We start from the raw sequence: 17,049 nt of genomic DNA, 5'->3' as shown, positions 1-17,049 counted from the left end.
GAGATTGCATGCCGGAGGCTGTGCCTGCACGGCTATAATCTCCGGATGCAAAATCTCCTCCACAACCTCAATCCCGAGCAACTCGCCGCCGTCACGCTTCCCGCACAATCCGCGCTGATCCTCGCAGGCGCCGGATCGGGCAAGACCCGTGTGCTGACGACCCGTATCGCATGGCTGATCCAGACCGGGCAGGTTTCTCCTGCCGGCATTTTGGCGGTGACGTTTACCAACAAGGCGGCGAAGGAGATGTTGTCGCGTCTGTCGGCGATGTTGCCGATCAATACACGCGGCATGTGGATTGGCACTTTCCACGGCTTGTGCAATCGCTTGCTGCGCGCACATTATCGCGACGCCGGCTTGCCGCAGACATTCCAGATCCTCGATTCGGCCGATCAGCTTTCCGCCATCAAGCGGCTGCTGAAATCGCTGAACGTCGATGACGAAAAATACCCGCCGCGTAACCTGATGTACTTCATTAATAGTGCGAAGGAAAGCGGCCTGCGTGCGAAGGACGTCGAAGCGAACGACGACTACAACCGCAAGTTCGTCGAGTTGTATGACTTGTACGACCAGCAATGCCAGCGCGAAGGCGTGGTCGATTTTGCCGAGCTGCTGCTGCGCTGTTATGAACTGCTCACGCGTAACCAGCCGTTGCGCGAGCATTACCAGGCGCGCTTCAAGCACATCCTGATCGACGAGTTCCAGGACACCAACAACCTGCAGTACATGTGGCTGAAGTTGATGGCCGGTCAGCACAACGCCGTATTTGCGGTCGGCGACGACGACCAGAGTATCTACGCGTTTCGCGGTGCGAATGTCGGCAACATGGTCGCCTTCGAGCGTGAGTTCCATGTGCAGAACCTGATCAAGCTGGAGCAGAACTACCGCTCGCACGGCCACATCCTCGATACCGCAAACGTACTGATCGCCAACAACAGCAAGCGCCTCGGCAAGAACCTGCGTACCGACGCCGGGCACGGCGAACCGGTGCGGATCTATGAGGCGAGCAGCGACATCCAGGAAGCGCAGTGGATCATCGAGGAAGCGAAGAGCCTGATCAATGAAGGTTGGTCGCGCAGTGAAATCGCGATCCTGTATCGCTCCAATGCGCAGTCGCGCGTGATCGAGCATGCGCTGTTCACCGCCGGCATTCCGTATCGCGTCTATGGCGGCCAGCGCTTCTTCGAGCGCGCCGAGATCAAGAATGCGATCGCGTACCTGCAGCTGATGGACAACCCGCACAACGATTCTGCGTTCCTGCGCGTGGTGAATTTCCCGACGCGCGGCATCGGCGCGCGCTCCATCGAGCAGCTGCAGGATGCGGCGCGTCAGTACGGCATTTCGCTTTACGCGGCGGTGCCGTATGTCGCCGGCAAGGCGGGCACGTCGCTCGGCTCTTTCGTGAAGCTCATCGAAGGCATGCGCTTCGAGACGCAGAACCTGCCGCTGCAGGAGATGGTGCAGGTCATGCTCGACATGAGCGGCCTCATTACGCACTACCAGACGGAAAAGGAGGGCGCCGACCGCATCGAAAACCTGGAGCAGCTGGTGAGTGCGGCGATGCTATTCGTGTCGGAAGAAGGCTTCGGCATCGATGCGCCGGCTTTCCTCGGGCCGAAGACGCAGGCTGCTGTCGGTACAGCCTTGTCGAATGGCGACGAGGTGCTGGATGCGGATGCGCCATTGCCGACCGTGATGTCGCCGCTGTCGGCCTTCCTGTCGCATGCCTCGCTGGAAGCCGGCGACAACCAGGCGCAGGCGGGACAGGACGCAATGCAGCTGATGACCGTGCACTCCGCCAAGGGATTGGAATTCGACGCGGTGTTCATCACCGGCCTCGAAGAGGGGCTCTTCCCGCATGAGAACAGCGCACAGGAAGAGGGCGGTGTCGAAGAGGAGCGCCGCCTGATGTACGTCGCGATTACGCGCGCGAAAAAGCGCCTGTACATGAGCTTTTCGCAAACCCGCATGCTGCACGGCCAGACTCGCTACAACATGAAGTCACGCTTCTTCGACGAACTGCCGGAAGAGGCACTGAAATGGCTGTCGCCCAAGGTGCAGCACCAGTGGTTCGGCAACCGCAAATCCGCATGGGATGAGCCGCCGGAAGCGGCCGCCAATACGATCGCGCAGAGCTTCAGCCGCAAGGATGCGGGCTGGCGCGTTGGCGAGACGGTGTCGCATGCGAAGTTCGGCGAAGGCGTCATCGTCAATATCGAAGGCGGCGGTGCCAATAGCCGCGCGCATATCAATTTCGGCCGGCACGGCATGAAGCTGCTGGACCTGAGTATTGCCAAGCTGGAAAAAATAGCATCACATTGATGCGATGAGACCAATCCGCCCGCGGCACGTCAGAAATGTCGCGGAGGCCGGCATTATTAAAAAGCGGATGGAACCTTTTTGATGCCCGTTCGTTAGCGGGGATAATGCGAAACCTTGCCCATCTCGACGACACAGAATGCGCCACGCGCGCCCAGCGTGGCGATGGCAAGGCATTTTCAGCGCTTGTTGCGCGATATCAGGACCGCATCTACCGTTTCCTCGCGCGACTGCTGCGCTCGCCGGATGATGCGCTGGAGCTGACGCAGGACACCTTCCTGCGCGCCTACCAGGGATTGGACCGCTGGCGCCCGGATGCGCCGTTCAAGGCGTGGCTGTTCCGCATCGCACGCAATATCGCGTTCGACCACCTGCGGCGCGACAAGCTGGTCGCCTTTGTAGAACTGGACGAGGATATCGACATGCCGGACCCGTCCGGTGGCCCGGACAGGGCGCTGGAGACGGCGCAGAACCTGCGCCTGCTGGAGGCGGCGCTGCAGTCCCTGCACGCGCAGCACCGCGAAGTCCTGTTGCTGCGGGAAATCGAGGAACTCTCCTATGACGACATCGCCGCCGTCCTTAACCTGAATGCCGGTACCGTCAAGTCGCGCATTGCGCGCGCGCGTGCCGCCTTGCTCGACAAGCTCAATTCTCCTTCGGAGGTACTCCCATGACCTGCCCAAGAAACGTTGACGTTTCCGCTTATGCGGACAACATGCTGCCTCCATCCACGCAACGCGAACTCGCGGCGCATATAGAAACCTGTCCCCTCTGCCAGGGGCGGCTGCGGGAGTTGAGCGTGCTTCAGCAGGGCATGCGTGCATTACCGATGCCGGCGCTCGGGATGGACCTGTCGGTGGCTTGGGAAGAGCGAGCGGGCCGAGGCAGCAGAAAGCAGCGGCGTCCGGTGCGCTCGTTCTGGGGAAACTGGGGCGTGCCCGGGCTGGCTGTTGCCTTGTCGCTTGTCTCGGGCGTCTGGCTGGGCGGACTGATGGGCGGCGGGGCGGTGGCGGCATCGTCGCCATCCATGGTTCGTGTTTTTGACCCGGTACCACCGGGCGGATTGTGTGCTGCGACCGAGCTCTGCCGTGCAACGAAAGGACTGCAATGAACACTACCCGTTTGAAATGGCTATTGGCTGCCTCTCTGGCGCTCAATGCCGGCGTGATCGGCGCGGTCGTTGCCGACCGGCTTGCAGCCGGGCAGCAAGTGCCGATCACGCAGAACACGCCAGTGAATCTTCCCGACTATCTTCAGCTCACTCCGGAGCAACGGCAGCAGTGGAACAATATCGAACAAGGATTTCTGAACGATATCGCCACCAACTGGAAGGATATCCGCACCCACCGTGAGCGCCTGGTGCGCCAGGTTTTTTCCGCGGAGCCGGATCGGGTGGCGGTTGACGCAGAACAGGCGAAGATCGCGTCATTACAGGATGCCCAGCAACGCCGAGTCATCCAGCAGTTGCTCGCCGAGCGGGATTTGCTCAACGAACAACAGCGGACAAAACTGATGGCCTTGCTGCTGAGCCGCTATACGCAGGAATCGACGGAAGAGGAACTTTTGCACCGGCATTAGCGCCTGTTTGGAACATTTTTCATTGCCCTTCGTTTGAAGCAGGGAAGCCGTGCACATGCGCGGCCGGAACCTGAAATGACATCTACCAGAACTTTCTTCAACGGAGAACAGCATGAAACGCCATACGCTTTTGCTCGCAGCCATCACACTGGCATTCCCTCTCACCAGCCTCGCGGCCGAACCCGGTCATCATGATCATGGCGCCGCCCCGCAGAAGCTCGAACTCAACGCCGGTAAAAAGTGGCCGACCGACGAGCCGTTGCGCAAAGGCATGAGCGCCATGCGCGCTCAGGTGGCCACGGCACTTCCTGCGGCGCATGCCGGAAAACTGACACCGGCGCAATATGAAGCGCTTGGCCAGGAACTCAATACACAAGTCGGCGATATCGTTCGCAACTGCAAGCTGGATCCGAAAGCAGACGCACAGCTGCATGTCGTTATTGGTGATCTGGCGGAGGGTATCGAGACGCTGGAAGGCAAGAGCCAGGAGAAGCAACGGGCCTCAGGTGTGGTCAAGGTCGCGCAGGCGCTGAATGCCTACGGCAAGCATTTCGAGCATGCGGGCTGGAAGGCGATCAAGCTGCCGCATTGAATCAGGACCGCCATCCCGTGCCGGCGTGCGTGCGGGATGGCGTGTTTTCATAGGGCTTCAACGAGGCTCAAGGAGCTTCGATACGCTCCGGCTCCGGCGCGTTTTGTCCCGGCTTTCCAAACACATGCGTGTAAGTCGGATAAAAGGAGCAGTACATCACCACGGTCAGCATCAGGGTCAGCGGTAGCAGGACGACCATCATGATGATGGCGGTGCCAAACAACATGGCAAGGAGGCTGCTCAGGATCGCCGGGAGCAGCACACCGAACAGCAGCCACGCAAGGCCGTAAACAACGAATGCCTTGCCGGCGTGCTTGACGGCAAAGAAGCTGTAGAAGATCGCCTTCGACACGTTCATCTTCTGCCACTTGATCAGGTACGGCGCATACCAGAACGCCATGCCCGCTGGCAGATAGACCAGGGCGGAAAACATCATCCCCAGCGACATGTTCGACTGCCGGATCGTCTCGGGATCGAGTTCCTTCCCGCCACTCATGAGCTGCCAGAACACGCCGCCATCGACAAGGACTGACGCGCCGACAGCGATCACTGCCGCAACGAGATAAAGCGCGCCAAGCTTCAGCAATGTGGGAAATTCCGGCGAGCGAAACCCGACGAGCAGCAGGTTCGGGTAGACCTTCTCGCCGCGTTCAAGCTGCATGCATGCCTGCAGGAAGGCGACCGAGAACACCGGCATCAGCACGATCGGCAGGATCTGCCCGAGCAGCGGCACAAGGCCGACGACGAGCATCAGGAACATGTACGCGATGAACAGCGTAGAGATCTCGGCAGGCTGTTTTCGGAACAGCGCAAAGCCTTCCTTCACCCAGAGCCAGCCGGTGATCGGGGGCAGTTTTTTCATGTCAGAAGAGGGCGGGAATCGATTCGTCGATGCGGCGGCGCAGGATGCGTTCGAAATGCGTGGGGTCGTGCGGAGTCAGCATCTCCGCTTCGCGCGGGAGGTAGAAATCATACAGGCGCGACAGCCAGAAACGCAAGGCGCCTGCGCGCAGCATCGGCTGCCACGCAGTCTTTTCCGCTGGCGTGAACGGACGCACTGCATGGTAGGCGCAGAGCAATGCCTGCGCGCGCGCCATGTCCAGCGCTCCGGTTGCAAGGTCGATGCACCAGTCGTTGACCGTCACGGCCACATCGAACAGCCATGTGTCGCAGCCGGCGAAATAGAAATCAAAAAATCCAGTCAGTCGCTCGCCGACAAACATCACGTTGTTGCGGAATAAGTCTGCATGGACGGGGCCGCGCGGCAACTGATGGTAAGTCGCCGAGGCCGCAAATGCTTCCTGGAAGTGCATTTCCGCGCGCAACAGGTGCTGCCCCCTGTCAGGCAGGTAAGGCAACACCACTGGCGCGGTCGCATGCCACCATTCCAGTCCGCGCAAATTGGGTTGCTGCAACGGGAAGTCTTCGCCTGCCAAGTGCATCTTCGCCAGCATTGCGCCAACGGCGGCGCAGTGCACCGGTTGTGGATCCAGTTGCGACGCTCCTTCCAGCTTGGTCACAATGGCAGCCGGTTTTCCGTGCAGCGAATGCAGGATGTCGCCATGCCGGTTGGCAATCGGTGCCGGCACCAGCACACCGCGATCGGCGAGGTGGCGCATCAGTTCCAGGTAGAACGGCAGTTGTTCAAACGTCAGCTTTTCGAAAATCGTCAGGACGAATTCACCCGCTTCGGTCGTCAGGAAGAAATTGCTGTTTTCTATGCCGGATGAAATGCCCTTGATGGCAAGCGGCTTGCCGAGCTTGAATTGGGTCAGCCAATCGGCAAGGTCGTCCAGGCTGACCGGGGTGAATACTGCCATGGAAAAAATCGGAAAAAGAAGTGGTTCAGATAAGGATAGCGCTATTAAGTAGCGCTACTTTTTCGCCGGTGCGGATGCGGCCGGTTCCGGTGGAACTGGTGCAGTCTGCTCCGCTTGCTCCTGCTTTGCTTCCCTGGAGCGGCCAAGGTCGAATTCCATCACTTCCCACTGCGCCGGACGCGCTTCGTTGGTTTGCATGTCACCAGCGACGGCGCTGCCGGCAGGATCATTCGGCTTCACGTAATAAGTATTCTTGCCGCTGGTGACCTTGATTTCGGTGACCTTGCCGCCCGGCGCGCGCTTTTCGGTGATTTTCCGCTCCTGGCTGGGTTTGCGGATGGTGACCGCAGGTGCTTCGCCTTCCTCGAGGTTTTCGAGTTGCGGCGGTGGCGGAGCATCGGCTGCCTGTTGCTGGGCCCATCCGGAAAGAGGCATCGCAGAAAGTGCAGCGCATGCCACGAAAGTAGGCCAAAGCTTGATTGTGCGCATGATGAATTCGACGGGTAGTGAGTATGCAGACGGCTCAATATCGGGATGAGCCTTCGGGAAACATTTTAACAAAGCCCCACCTGCCAACATGGAAATTTTGCTTACAAATAGGCTCCTGCTTCCTTGCTGTCGGCTGCAAGCAACTCATGGTGCGCTTCATAGAAGGCGAAGATGGCCTCGACCACATTGACAGGTTCGTCGATCACTTTCACGAGATCCATGTCGTGCGGCGCAATCATGCCGTCAGCGACGAGTCGGTTCCGGAACCAGGCGATGAGTCCGCCCCAGAATTCCGTGCCGACGAGGATGACCGGAATGCGGCGCGACTTGCCGGTCTGGATCAGCGTCAGCACTTCGGTGAACTCGTCGAGCGTGCCAAAGCCTCCCGGCATCACGACATAGGCATCCGCATACTTCACGAAGGCGACCTTGCGTGCGAAGAAGTGGCGGAAGCTGAGTGAAATGTCCTGCCACACATTGCGTGACTGTTCATGCGGTAATTCAATGTTCAAGCCGACCGAGGACGATGCGCCTTCGAATGCGCCCTTGTTGGCGGCCTCCATGATGCCCGGGCCGCCACCAGAGATGACTGCGAGGCCGGCGTCGGAGAGCCGGCGCGCGATGTCGACGGTTTTCTCATAATAGGGATCGTCCGGTTTCGTGCGCGCCGATCCGAAAATGGAAACAGCAGGACGCAGCTCCGAGAGCCGCTCAGTCGACTCGATAAACTCTGCCATAATCGAGAACATATGCCACGATTCGCGCGCCTTCTTTGCGGTTGCGCGGTGAACGTCCGTAATCTGCCGCAGACGAGGCACGTTTTTTCCCTTTGACACCATATGAGTAAAACCCTGCTGTTAGTTGACGGTTCGAGTTACCTGTATCGCGCGTTCCATGCGATGCCGGATTTGCGTAACGCGGAAGGCGCCCCCACCGGAGCGATTTACGGCATGATCAACATGCTGCGCAAGCTGCGCAATGATTACTCTGCAGCATACATCGCCTGTGTTTTCGACGCAAAAGGAAAAACCTTCCGCGACGACCTGTATCCCGAATACAAAGCGCATCGTCCCTCGATGCCGGAAGACCTCGCAAAACAGATCGAGCCGATTCACGAAGCAGTGCGTGCATTGGGCTGGCCGATCCTGATGGTGGAGGGCGTCGAAGCCGACGACGTGATCGGCACGCTCGCAACGCAGGCCGTCGAGCATGGCATGCAAACGGTGATCTCCACCGGCGACAAGGATCTTGCGCAGTTGGTGAATGAGCACGTCACCTTGATCAACACGATGAGCAACGAAAAGCTCGATCGCGAGGGCGTCATTGCAAAGTTCGGCGTTCCGCCGGAACGCATCATCGATTACCTGACCCTGGTTGGCGATGCGGTCGACAACGTTCCGGGTGTCGACAAGGTCGGACCGAAGACTGCTGTCAAATGGCTCACGCAATACGGCACGCTCGACGGCATCATCGCGCACGCCGCCGACATCGGCGGTGCGGTCGGGGAGAACCTGCGCCGTGCGCTCGACTGGCTGCCAAAGGGACGCGAGCTGATCGCCGTGAAAACCGACTGCGAACTGGTCGAGCACATGGTATCGATCCCGGAGACGCTGTTGGCCAAGCCCGCCGACAATGACGCACTCATCGACTTCTTCAAGCGCTACGGCTTCAAGACCTGGTTGCGCGAGCTGACCGGGGACGCAGGCACCGCCGCCCGCCCTGCAGCAATGGCGTCCAATGGAGAGCCGCAAGCGAACCTGTTCGACGCGGCAGTAACCAGTGCCGAATACGAAACAGTCCTCACCGAAGCACAACTCGACCGCTGGCTATCGGTGATCAACGAGGCCGAACTGACTGCCGTCGATACCGAGACGACCTCGCTTGAGCCGATGCTGGCGCAGCTGGTCGGCATTTCGCTGTGCTGCAAGCTGGGTGTCGCCGCTTACATCCCGGTCGCCCACCGCTATCAGGATGCGCCGGCGCAGCTGCCGCGCGACCTCGTGCTGGAGAAGCTGAGGCCCTGGCTGGAAGACCCGGCCAAGCCCAAGGTTGGCCAGCACCTGAAATACGACGCGCATATCTTCGCGAACCATGGCGTCACCTTGCGAGGCATCGTGCATGACACGCTGCTCGAATCCTATGTGTTCGAGTCGCACAAGAGCCATGACATGGACAGCCTCGCGCTGCGCCATCTCAACCGCAAGACGATCAGCTATGAGGAAGTGTGCGGAAAAGGCGCGGGGCAGATCTGCTTCGACCAAGTGAATCTCGAGCGCGCCACAGAATATGCGGCCGAGGACGCGGACATCACCTTCCAGCTGCACCAGGCGATGTGGCCGCATGTTGCGGAAGATGATGGCCTGAAGTTCATCTACGAAAGGATCGAAGTGCCGGTGTCCGTCGTGCTGCAAAAGATCGAGCGCAACGGCGTGCTGATCGACACCGACCTGCTTGCCACGCAATCCAATGAGCTGGGCAAGCGCATGCTCGAGATGGAAAAGCAGGCGTTCGAGCTGGCCGGCCAGCCGTTCAACCTGAATTCGCCGAAGCAGATCGGCGAGATCTTCTTCGACAGGCTGCAGCTGCCCGTCGTGAAGAAGACGCCGTCGGGCACGCCATCCACCGACGAGGAAGTGCTGCAGAAGCTGGCCGAAAACTATCCGCTGCCAAAGATCCTGCTCGACTACCGCAGCCTGTCGAAGCTGAAGTCGACCTATACCGACAAGCTGCCGAAGATGGTGAACCCGAACACAGGGCGCGTGCATACCAACTATGCACAGGCGGTCGCGGTCACGGGCCGGCTGGCGTCGAATGACCCGAACCTGCAGAACATCCCGGTGCGGACCGCCGAGGGGCGCCGCATCCGCGAAGCCTTCATTGCTCCGCCGGGCAGTGTGATTGTGTCCGCCGACTATTCGCAGATCGAATTGCGCATCATGGCGCACATCTCCGGCGACGAAAACCTGCTGCGGGCATTTGCGGAGGGCGAAGACATCCACCGGGCAACCGCCGCGGAGATCTTCGGAGTCACTCCGCAGGACGTGACCAGCGAACAGCGCCGTTACGCCAAAGTGATCAACTTCGGTTTGATCTACGGCATGAGTGCGTTTGGCCTGGCGAGTAACCTTGGCATTGAACGCTCGGCGGCGCAGATGTACATCGACAAGTACTTCCAGCGCTATCCGGCGGTCGCGCAATACATGGCCGACACGCGCATGCAGGCGAAGGCGCGCGGCTATGTCGAAACGGTGTTCGGACGTCGCCTGTGGCTGGCTGAGATCAATTCGCCCAACGGCCCGCGCCGTCAGGCCGCCGAGCGCGCGGCGATCAATGCGCCCATGCAGGGCACCGCAGCCGACCTGATCAAGCTATCGATGATCGCGGTACAGAACTGGCTGGAAGCCGAGCGTCTCGAGTCGAAGATGGTGATGCAGGTGCACGACGAACTGGTGCTCGAAGTGCGTGAAGCGGAATTGCCGTATGTTCAACAGAAACTGCCGGAGCTGATGCGCGGCGTCGGCACGCTGAGGGTGCCGCTGATTGCCGAAGTCGGCGTCGGCAAGAACTGGGAGGAAGCGCATTGAGCTGATGGCGTCCTCCTGAACCTATGATTGTTTTTGGAGAGAGCGATGCAGGATTTCAAAGAGGATTTCAATAGCCTGGTATCGAAGACGCCACTGACGGAGGGACTGGAGCGGCGCGATTTCATCAAAACGGCATTGGGCGCGGGCTTTGCCGCTGCCGTCCTGCCCGTGGCTGCGCAAAGCGTGATCAAGACCGATGCGTCCGGCCTGACAGCGGGTGAGATTACACTGGACATCAAGGGGCAGAAGGTGCCGGTGTATCGCGCTCAGCCCAAGGGCAAGACCAATCTGCCGGTGGTCCTCGTCGTGTCCGAAATCTTCGGCGTGCATGAGCATATCGCCGATGTTGCGCGACGCTTCGCCCATCAGGGGTATCTCGCGCTCGCACCTGAATTGTTCAAGCGGCAGGGAGATCCGGCGGCGTTGGGCACGGTCCCGGAGATCATGAAGGAAATCATTTCGAAGGTGCCGGATGCGCAGGTCATGGGGGATCTCGATGCCTGCGTTGCCTGGGCCAGGGACAACGGTGGAAACACAGACAAGCTCGGCATTACAGGATTCTGCTGGGGCGGCCGCATTACGTGGCTATATGCGGCCCATAATCCCAAACTGAAGGCTGGTGTTGCCTGGTATGGCCGCCTAGTCGGCGAGAAGACGCCGCTGACTCCGGTGCATCCGGTCGACATCGCGGCCAGCCTGAAAGTGCCGGTCCTCGGTCTGTACGGCGCCAAGGACAATGGCATTTCGCTGGAGAGCGTTGACAAGATGAAGGAGGCGCTGGCGAAGGGCAGCAGCAAGTCCGACATCATCGTCTATCAGAATTCCGGCCATGCCTTCCATGCCGATTACCGGCCGAGTTATGTCGAAGCGGATGCCAAGGACGGCTGGAAGCGTTGTCTCGACTGGTTCAAGTCCCACGGCGTGGCTTAACCGTTTCAATCTGCATCGTGTCGGCCGGCGTCGTCGCTCGGATCGCTAGACGCCGCGCTGCTGCTACGCTCGATCGCGCGAGCATCAGGTATTTGACGCGCCGTTATCCAGCGATCTTGTTTCAGTTCAAGCAGGCGACTCGAGCAGGATAGACCAACGTTGGGCGAATAGCTCTACCGGCATTGTTTGCCGAAAAAGCCCGTCTGTGCTTTAATTTGCAACTTTGTTGCATATTTGCTGAGGCTTAAAATCGACCCGACGCTGTCTTCCATCCTGCTCGCCACGACCCTCGCTGGCGTGCTCAGCATTTCCGCTGCGGCGATTTTCTCCTTTTCGATGCTGTCGAAAGTGGTCGAGCGCATGGTCAGCCTCTCGGTCGGCATCCTGCTGTCAACCTCTCTGTTGCATGCCTTGCCGGAAGCGTTCGAATCTGATGCAGATGCCCACTCGCTCTTTGCAGCACTGCTGGCCGGATTGCTCGGGTTTTTTCTGCTGGAGAAATTTGCCATCCTGCGTCATTCGCATCATTACGAAGGCGATGGCCACGGGCATGCTCACGGGCACGACGCGCACGAGGCCGGCAAGTCTGGCTGGATGATCCTGGTTGGCGACGGTCTGCACAATTTCAGCGACGGCATCCTGATTGCAGCGGCTTTCCTGGCCGATCCGAACCTCGGGCTGATTACCGCACTTGCGATCGTGGCGCACGAAATTCCGCAGGAAATCGGCGATTTCATCGTGCTGCTCAACGCCGGCTTCAGCAGGGCGCGCGCCTATGTGTACAACCTGATCTGCAGCCTGATGGCGGTGGTTGGGGGCGTGGTCGGCTACCTCACGCTGGAGCGCGCGACGGACTGGATTCCGTATGTGCTGGTGTTCGCCTCATCCGGCTTTATCTACATCGCCGTCAGCGACCTCATGCCCCAGATGCAGCGGCGTGCCACGGTGCGTGAAACGATTCCGCAGATCGTCCTGATCGCCGTCGGTGTTGCCATCGTCCTGTTCGTGACCGGGCAAGCGCACCGGCACTGACACCCCACTGTTTGTTCTGGTTCAGGCATCCCCGGTCGCTATCGGCCGGGATGGATCTGCACACCATTCGCTCCATGATCCCGGATACAAGGCTGCTCCGCGCATGCCCGCGATTTCCATTGCCAGCAGGTTGTGGCAGGCAGAAACGCCGGAGCCGCATTGCATGATGCAGTTTTCCGGTTTGTCGGTCAGCGGGTTCAGCTCAGCGCGCAGTTGCTCGGGTGTCTTGAAGTGGCCATCTTCCTGCAAGTTGTCCTTGAAGAATCGGTTTTTCGCACCGGGGATGTGTCCGCCAACCGGATCGAGCGCCTCATTTTCACCGCGAAAGCGATCGGGGGCGCGTGCATCGATCACAGTGCGGGAGCCTTGGGTGAGGTTCTTCAGCACATCTGCGACGCTCACTGTCGCGACCAGCGAGGCGTGTGGTTCGACATTGCCGCGCGGCCGGCTGCCGGCCTCGGTTGACAGCGGCAAACCATCGGCCTGCCAAGCCTGCAGTCCGCCGTCGAGCACTGCCGCCGCCTCATGGCCGACCCAGCGCAACATCCACCAAAGGCGCGCTGCGAATACCCCTCCTTGAGCGTCATAGGCGACTATCTGCGTGCCATGATTGACGCCGAGCCGGCGCAGCGTCTCGACAAATGCATTGCGCCCGGGCAGAGGATGACGTCCGCGGAATTCGCCGCCCGGACCGGCCGTCTTGTCAGAAAGGTCCTCATCCAGATGCACGAACTGTGCGCCAGGAATATGGCCGGCAGCGTATGCGATCCGTCCCGCATCCGGATTGGAGAGGTCGTGCCTGCAGTCGAGTATGACCCAGTTGGGATCCTTCAGATACTTTGACAAGTCTGCGGCGGAAATCAGCGTGGTGTACGGCATGAGTGTCTCCTGGTTGTCGTTTTCTGAAAGATCTCTGGATTCTGTGATGCACCACGGACGGGGCTTGAGAGTCCCAGAACGCGCCTTTTGCGGCGTTGCGACTCCTTGTCGTAAATTGTTACTGCCGTGTTCTGGGGCTCGCCGCCTATCCTTCCGGAATACATAACAGGCTCAAGAGCGCACGTAAAGGCTATCCGGATCGCTTCAGCGCGTTGCGCGTATTGTAATAGGTTGCAGCAATGCCGCTGGCAAGGATGACCATGATGCCGACCCAGCCATGCCAGTCCAGCACATCGCCCCAGACAAGAATTCCCCAGCCGCTGGAGAAGATAATGCCGCTGTATTGCAGGTTCGCCGTGACCAGCGTGCTGCCCAACCGATAGGCGCGGGTCATGGCGATCTGCGCGATCGTCGCGGTAATGCCGATCGACAGCAGGAGCAGGAGGCCCTTCACGCTGTGTGCGTCCCACTGCGTCCCGCCGCCCGCTAGCGTGCCGATTGCGCCAGCAATGAATCCGACCAGCGAGAAGTAAAACACGACACGATACTCCGGCTCGCCCAGTTGTCCCAGCTTCCGCACCTGCAGGTAGGCGAATGCGGACAACACACCGGAAGCCAGGCCAACCAGGCCTGCGAACCATTGGTCGGCCTGGAATGAGGGGCGCAGCAACATCGTCACTCCAGCGAAACTGCAGGCGATCGCCAGCGTAAGCCCCCACTCGAACTTGCTCTCGGCGCGCCACCAGCCGGCCAGAAACAGGATCGCGGCGATCCATACCGGCGCCATGTAATTGAGCGTCATGCCTGTTGCAAGCGGCAGTTTGCCGATCGAGTAGAACCAGAGACCCAGCGCGGCGACGCCGATGACGCCCCGCCAAAGGTGTTGCACGGGAAAAGACGTCTTCAAGGTGCCTTTCTGCAATCGCGTCAGCGAGTACATGAAGATCACGCCGACCATTCCGCGATACATCACGATGTCGATCGTGGAGTACATTTCCGATGCCAGCTTGACGCAGACGCCCATGATGGAGAACACGAAACTTGCGAAGAGCATCCAGAGCGATTGCATGGGAATCGGAGGCCGTAAAGCGAGCAGCCTTGGTACAGATTGGGAAGCCCCCGATGATACGCGGATTCGCTGGAGTCGAGGAGGGCGGAGGGGGCTGACGAGGGAAGGGGGCGGCGTATTGCGCGCCGCCCCTCATTCAATGCAATGCGTTATACCGCGATCCGCTTGCGGTACCACTCATGGAAATGCTGCATGCCGTCTTCCATCGGCGACTGGTAAGGGCCGACTTCATTCTGGCCGCGTTCGAGCAGGATGCGGCGTCCCTGGTCCATGCGCAGGCCGATTTCATCGTCCTCGATGCAGGTCTCCATGTATGCCGCACGTTCTGCTTCGACAAATTCGCGCTCGAACAGCACGATTTCTTCCGGATAGTAGAACTCCACCACGTTGGTGGTCTTCTGCGTTCCGTTCGGCCACACCGTCGATACGACCAGCACATGCGGATACCACTCGACCATGATGTTCGGATACAGCGTCAGCCAGATCGCGCCGTGCGGTGGCAGTTGGCCATTCCGGAACTTCAAGACCTGTTCCTGCCATTTCTTGTACTTGGGCGATCCGAAGCGGGACAGGCCATGGCTGATGCCGACGGTTTGCACGCTGTAGTTCTCGCCGAATTCCCAGCGCAGATCGTCACAGGTGACGAAGTTGCCCAAGCCGGGATGGAAGGGCTCGACGTGGTAGTCCTCAAGATAGACCTCGATGAAGGTCTTCCAGTTGTAGTCGCACTCGTGCACTTCGACGTGGTCGAGCATGTAACCGGAAAAATCGAGGTCCTTCGTCACGCTGAGCTTGGACATCAATTGCGCGACGTTGACACCGTTCTGCTCGAACAGCAGGCCGTTCCAGGACTGCAGCGGCGTCTTCGACAGGTTCATGCACGGCGTTTCGCCAAAGTGCGGCGCACCGATCAGCTCGCCCTTGAGGTCATATGTCCAGCGATGCAGCGGGCAGACGATATTGTTCGAATTGCCTCGGCCATCCAGCATCTTTGCCTGGCGATGACGGCACACATTGGAGAGCAATTCAATGCCTTGCGGGCCGCGCACCAGCATGCGGCCCTCGTTTTCCCATGCCAGCGTGGCGTAGTCGCCCGCATTCGGCACCATAAGCTCGTGGCCGACGTATCGTGGCCCCTGCTGAAAAAGTTGTTGGATTTCCCGTTGCAACAGCGAGTCGTCGAAGTAGACGTTGACTGGAAGTTGCGCGTCGGATCGCGCGAGCTTGGCGACTTGAGCCAGATCGGACATCCCCACCCCCAAATTAATTTGCACCAACCTAAGAGAGAAAGAATCCGCAAAAACCTGTATTCAAAAAAGATGAAACGGAAATTTTGGACAGAACGGGAAATTATACCTCAGAGGGTTAAATAAGACCCCCAAGCCATATCCCTGTTAAGTGACATGGGACAAGCCTTTGATGCGCGGGAAGATGTGCACATTCAAATGCCTCGGTTTTCATCAGCAGCGGGGCTGGGTCGTGGGTTTTTATTGTTCGGGAGCATTTTTCGGGTTTTGAGCATGCTATAGCGCTTGCGCTTGCTCGCCCTCAACTGTATGAGGTGGTTTGTTCTAAAATATCGGGCTACACTTCAATTTTGCTCACTATGTCCAAGAAATCAACGCCTGACGGGCAGCCCGCGTCTTTCGAAGACGCGATGGCGGAGCTGGAAAAGCTGGTCGCCCAGATGGAGGCGGGGGAACTGCCGCTGGAAGCATCGGTGGCTGCCTACAAGCGCGGGTCGGAGCTGGTCAAATTCTGCGCCGGTCAGCTCGACAAGGTTGAAAGCCAGGTCAAGGTGCTCGAGGGCGAAATGCTCAAGCCGTTCTCTGTCGATGCCGCACCCGAGGCGGACGAATGACGGCTTCCCTGGCATTCGGCGACTGGATGAAAGGCGTCCAGTCGACCGTTGAAAGCGCGTTGGCTTCCTTCCTTCCCGCAGAAACGCTTGTTCCTGCCCACCTGCATCAGGCGATGCGCTACGCAGCCCTTGACGGCGGCAAGCGCGTGCGGCCCCTGCTTGTCCATGCCGCGGGCGACTTGTTTGGCGCAAATGCGGGGACGCTGGCACGTGCGTCGGCAGCGGTGGAAATGATCCATGTTTACTCGCTCGTGCACGACGACATGCCTTGCATGGACGATGACGAACTTAGGCGTGGCAAGCCGACCGTGCATGTCCGCTATGACGAACCGACTGCATTGCTGGTCGGTGACGCTTTGCAGTCGCAAGCCTTCATCGTGCTGGCGGAAGACGGAGACCTTGGTGATGCCGCGCGATTGCTGGCGATGGTTCGCCTGTTGGCGCAGGCGTCCGGGTCGGTCGGCATGTGCGGCGGACAGGCGATTGACTTGGCGAGCGTCGGCATCAGCCTGTCGCAGCCTGAACTGGAACAGATGCATCGCCTGAAGACCGGTGCGCTGTTGCGCGCTTCGGTATTGCTTGGCGCCATGAGCGGCAAGGCATTGACGGACGGTGAAATGAAGGCGCTGGATGCCTATTCGGCGGCGATCGGCCTGGCGTTCCAGGTGGTCGACGACGTGCTCGATGCCACAGCGGATTCGGCCACGCTTGGCAAGACGGCCGGCAAGGATGCGGCCGACAACAAGCCGACCTATGTATCGCTCCTCGGGCTGGAGCAATCGAGGGCACTGGCGGAAAAATTGCGGAATGATGCGCATGCGGCGCTCATGCCGTTCGGAGAAAAAGCACGACGCCTGCGCGAAATCGCAGACCTGATCGTGCAACGGAAGGCCTAG

17 protein-coding genes are annotated in these 17,049 nt (G+C 59.6%); 10 read left to right on the top strand and 7 right to left on the bottom strand.

From position 1 onward, the window contains the following. Positions 1-45 precede the first annotated feature (45 nt). The 5 genes from ACYVIA_RS14205 to ACYVIA_RS14185 all read left to right on the top strand — a co-directional run bounded on the left by ACYVIA_RS14205 (position 46) and on the right by ACYVIA_RS14185 (position 4,489). A complete protein-coding gene (locus ACYVIA_RS14205) occupies positions 46-2,322 on the top strand; it encodes a UvrD-helicase domain-containing protein (protein ID WP_460841831.1) in 2,277 nt (758 codons plus the stop codon). 104 nt (positions 2,323-2,426) lie between these two features. After that, the gene (locus ACYVIA_RS14200; RefSeq protein ID WP_460841829.1) at positions 2,427-2,993 is read left to right on the top strand and encodes an RNA polymerase sigma factor; all 567 of its coding nucleotides are present in this window, start codon (positions 2,427-2,429) and stop codon (positions 2,991-2,993) included. Beyond that, positions 2,990-3,430 (top strand): anti-sigma factor family protein, encoded by a 441-nt coding sequence (locus ACYVIA_RS14195; protein ID WP_460841827.1) that lies wholly within the window; start codon positions 2,990-2,992, stop codon positions 3,428-3,430. The genes ACYVIA_RS14200 and ACYVIA_RS14195 overlap by 4 nt, the downstream gene beginning before the upstream one ends. After that, the gene (locus ACYVIA_RS14190; RefSeq protein ID WP_460841825.1) at positions 3,427-3,897 is read left to right on the top strand and encodes a Spy/CpxP family protein refolding chaperone; all 471 of its coding nucleotides are present in this window, start codon (positions 3,427-3,429) and stop codon (positions 3,895-3,897) included. The genes ACYVIA_RS14195 and ACYVIA_RS14190 overlap by 4 nt, the downstream gene beginning before the upstream one ends. A 112-nt stretch (positions 3,898-4,009) precedes the next feature. After that, positions 4,010-4,489 carry a hypothetical protein gene (locus ACYVIA_RS14185; protein ID WP_460841824.1) on the top strand — a complete coding sequence of 160 codons (480 nt, stop codon included), beginning with the start codon at positions 4,010-4,012 and terminating at the stop codon, positions 4,487-4,489. Between the two features lie 67 nt (positions 4,490-4,556). Here ACYVIA_RS14185 and ACYVIA_RS14180 read toward each other — a convergent pair whose 3' ends face one another. The 4 genes from ACYVIA_RS14180 to ACYVIA_RS14165 form a co-directional block, all read right to left on the bottom strand. After that, positions 4,557-5,351, bottom strand: a complete 795-nt coding sequence (locus tag ACYVIA_RS14180) for a BPSS1780 family membrane protein (RefSeq protein WP_460841822.1) — start codon at positions 5,349-5,351, stop codon at positions 4,557-4,559. Position 5,352: 1 nt separating this feature from the next. Next, positions 5,353-6,309 (bottom strand): homoserine kinase, encoded by a 957-nt coding sequence (locus ACYVIA_RS14175; protein ID WP_460841820.1) that lies wholly within the window; start codon positions 6,307-6,309, stop codon positions 5,353-5,355. Between the two features lie 54 nt (positions 6,310-6,363). Further along, positions 6,364-6,798, bottom strand: a complete 435-nt coding sequence (locus ACYVIA_RS14170) for a DUF2782 domain-containing protein (RefSeq protein ID WP_460841818.1) — start codon at positions 6,796-6,798, stop codon at positions 6,364-6,366. 101 nt (positions 6,799-6,899) lie between these two features. Next, positions 6,900-7,637, bottom strand: coding sequence for an LOG family protein (locus ACYVIA_RS14165; RefSeq protein WP_460841817.1), 738 nt, complete (start codon positions 7,635-7,637; stop codon positions 6,900-6,902). On the opposite strand from ACYVIA_RS14165, the gene polA reads away from it, so the two are divergent. The 3 genes from polA to ACYVIA_RS14150 all read left to right on the top strand — a co-directional run bounded on the left by polA (position 7,638) and on the right by ACYVIA_RS14150 (position 12,344). Then, a complete protein-coding gene (gene polA, locus ACYVIA_RS14160; protein ID WP_460841815.1) occupies positions 7,638-10,382 on the top strand; it encodes a DNA polymerase I in 2,745 nt (914 codons plus the stop codon). It begins immediately after the preceding gene. A gap of 45 nt (positions 10,383-10,427) precedes the next feature. Then, positions 10,428-11,312 (top strand): dienelactone hydrolase family protein, encoded by an 885-nt coding sequence (locus tag ACYVIA_RS14155; RefSeq protein ID WP_460841813.1) that lies wholly within the window; start codon positions 10,428-10,430, stop codon positions 11,310-11,312. 297 nt (positions 11,313-11,609) lie between these two features. Continuing rightward, positions 11,610-12,344, top strand: a complete 735-nt coding sequence (locus tag ACYVIA_RS14150) for a ZIP family metal transporter (protein WP_460841930.1) — start codon at positions 11,610-11,612, stop codon at positions 12,342-12,344. 21 nt (positions 12,345-12,365) lie between these two features. Here the strand turns inward: ACYVIA_RS14150 and ACYVIA_RS14145 are convergent, their stop codons facing one another. From ACYVIA_RS14145 to ACYVIA_RS14135, 3 genes are all read right to left on the bottom strand, one after another. Then, positions 12,366-13,223: a sulfurtransferase gene (locus ACYVIA_RS14145; protein ID WP_460841811.1), complete on the bottom strand. Its 858-nt coding sequence runs from the start codon at positions 13,221-13,223 to the stop codon at positions 12,366-12,368. 190 nt (positions 13,224-13,413) lie between these two features. Further along, on the bottom strand, positions 13,414-14,292 hold the full coding sequence (locus tag ACYVIA_RS14140; protein WP_460841810.1) for a DMT family transporter: 879 nt from the start codon (positions 14,290-14,292) through the stop codon (positions 13,414-13,416). Between the two features lie 149 nt (positions 14,293-14,441). Continuing rightward, complete coding sequence (locus tag ACYVIA_RS14135; RefSeq protein ID WP_460841808.1) at positions 14,442-15,542, bottom strand: aromatic ring-hydroxylating oxygenase subunit alpha; 1,101 nt, start codon at positions 15,540-15,542, stop codon at positions 14,442-14,444. 356 nt (positions 15,543-15,898) lie between these two features. Between ACYVIA_RS14135 and ACYVIA_RS14130 the strand changes: the two genes are divergently transcribed. Then, a complete protein-coding gene (locus tag ACYVIA_RS14130; RefSeq protein ID WP_460841806.1) occupies positions 15,899-16,153 on the top strand; it encodes an exodeoxyribonuclease VII small subunit in 255 nt (84 codons plus the stop codon). Further along, positions 16,150-17,049, top strand: coding sequence for a polyprenyl synthetase family protein (locus ACYVIA_RS14125; protein WP_460841804.1), 900 nt, complete (start codon positions 16,150-16,152; stop codon positions 17,047-17,049). The genes ACYVIA_RS14130 and ACYVIA_RS14125 overlap by 4 nt, the downstream gene beginning before the upstream one ends.

This window comes from Noviherbaspirillum agri, assembly GCF_054780595.1.
The sequence above is the reverse complement of the archived record's forward strand: the minus strand, read 5'-3'. Positions and strand labels throughout refer to the sequence as shown.

Coding starts and splice junctions, on each gene's coding strand:
- ACYVIA_RS14195 (WP_460841827.1), top strand. CDS start 2,990: ATGACCTGCCCAAGAAACGTTGACGTTTCCGCTTATGCGGACAACATG.
- ACYVIA_RS14190 (WP_460841825.1), top strand. CDS start 3,427: ATGAACACTACCCGTTTGAAATGGCTATTGGCTGCCTCTCTGGCGCTC.
- ACYVIA_RS14155 (WP_460841813.1), top strand. CDS start 10,428: ATGCAGGATTTCAAAGAGGATTTCAATAGCCTGGTATCGAAGACGCCA.
- ACYVIA_RS14125 (WP_460841804.1), top strand. CDS start 16,150: ATGACGGCTTCCCTGGCATTCGGCGACTGGATGAAAGGCGTCCAGTCG.
- ACYVIA_RS14175 (WP_460841820.1), bottom strand. CDS start 6,309: ATGGCAGTATTCACCCCGGTCAGCCTGGACGACCTTGCCGATTGGCTG.
- ACYVIA_RS14140 (WP_460841810.1), bottom strand. CDS start 14,292: ATGCAATCGCTCTGGATGCTCTTCGCAAGTTTCGTGTTCTCCATCATG.
- ACYVIA_RS14145 (WP_460841811.1), bottom strand. CDS start 13,223: ATGCCGTACACCACGCTGATTTCCGCCGCAGACTTGTCAAAGTATCTG.
- ACYVIA_RS14170 (WP_460841818.1), bottom strand. CDS start 6,798: ATGCGCACAATCAAGCTTTGGCCTACTTTCGTGGCATGCGCTGCACTT.
- ACYVIA_RS14205 (WP_460841831.1), top strand. CDS start 46: ATGCAAAATCTCCTCCACAACCTCAATCCCGAGCAACTCGCCGCCGTC.
- ACYVIA_RS14200 (WP_460841829.1), top strand. CDS start 2,427: ATGCGAAACCTTGCCCATCTCGACGACACAGAATGCGCCACGCGCGCC.
- ACYVIA_RS14130 (WP_460841806.1), top strand. CDS start 15,899: ATGTCCAAGAAATCAACGCCTGACGGGCAGCCCGCGTCTTTCGAAGAC.
- ACYVIA_RS14165 (WP_460841817.1), bottom strand. CDS start 7,637: ATGGTGTCAAAGGGAAAAAACGTGCCTCGTCTGCGGCAGATTACGGAC.
- polA (WP_460841815.1), top strand. CDS start 7,638: ATGAGTAAAACCCTGCTGTTAGTTGACGGTTCGAGTTACCTGTATCGC.
- ACYVIA_RS14185 (WP_460841824.1), top strand. CDS start 4,010: ATGAAACGCCATACGCTTTTGCTCGCAGCCATCACACTGGCATTCCCT.
- ACYVIA_RS14135 (WP_460841808.1), bottom strand. CDS start 15,542: ATGTCCGATCTGGCTCAAGTCGCCAAGCTCGCGCGATCCGACGCGCAA.
- ACYVIA_RS14180 (WP_460841822.1), bottom strand. CDS start 5,351: ATGAAAAAACTGCCCCCGATCACCGGCTGGCTCTGGGTGAAGGAAGGC.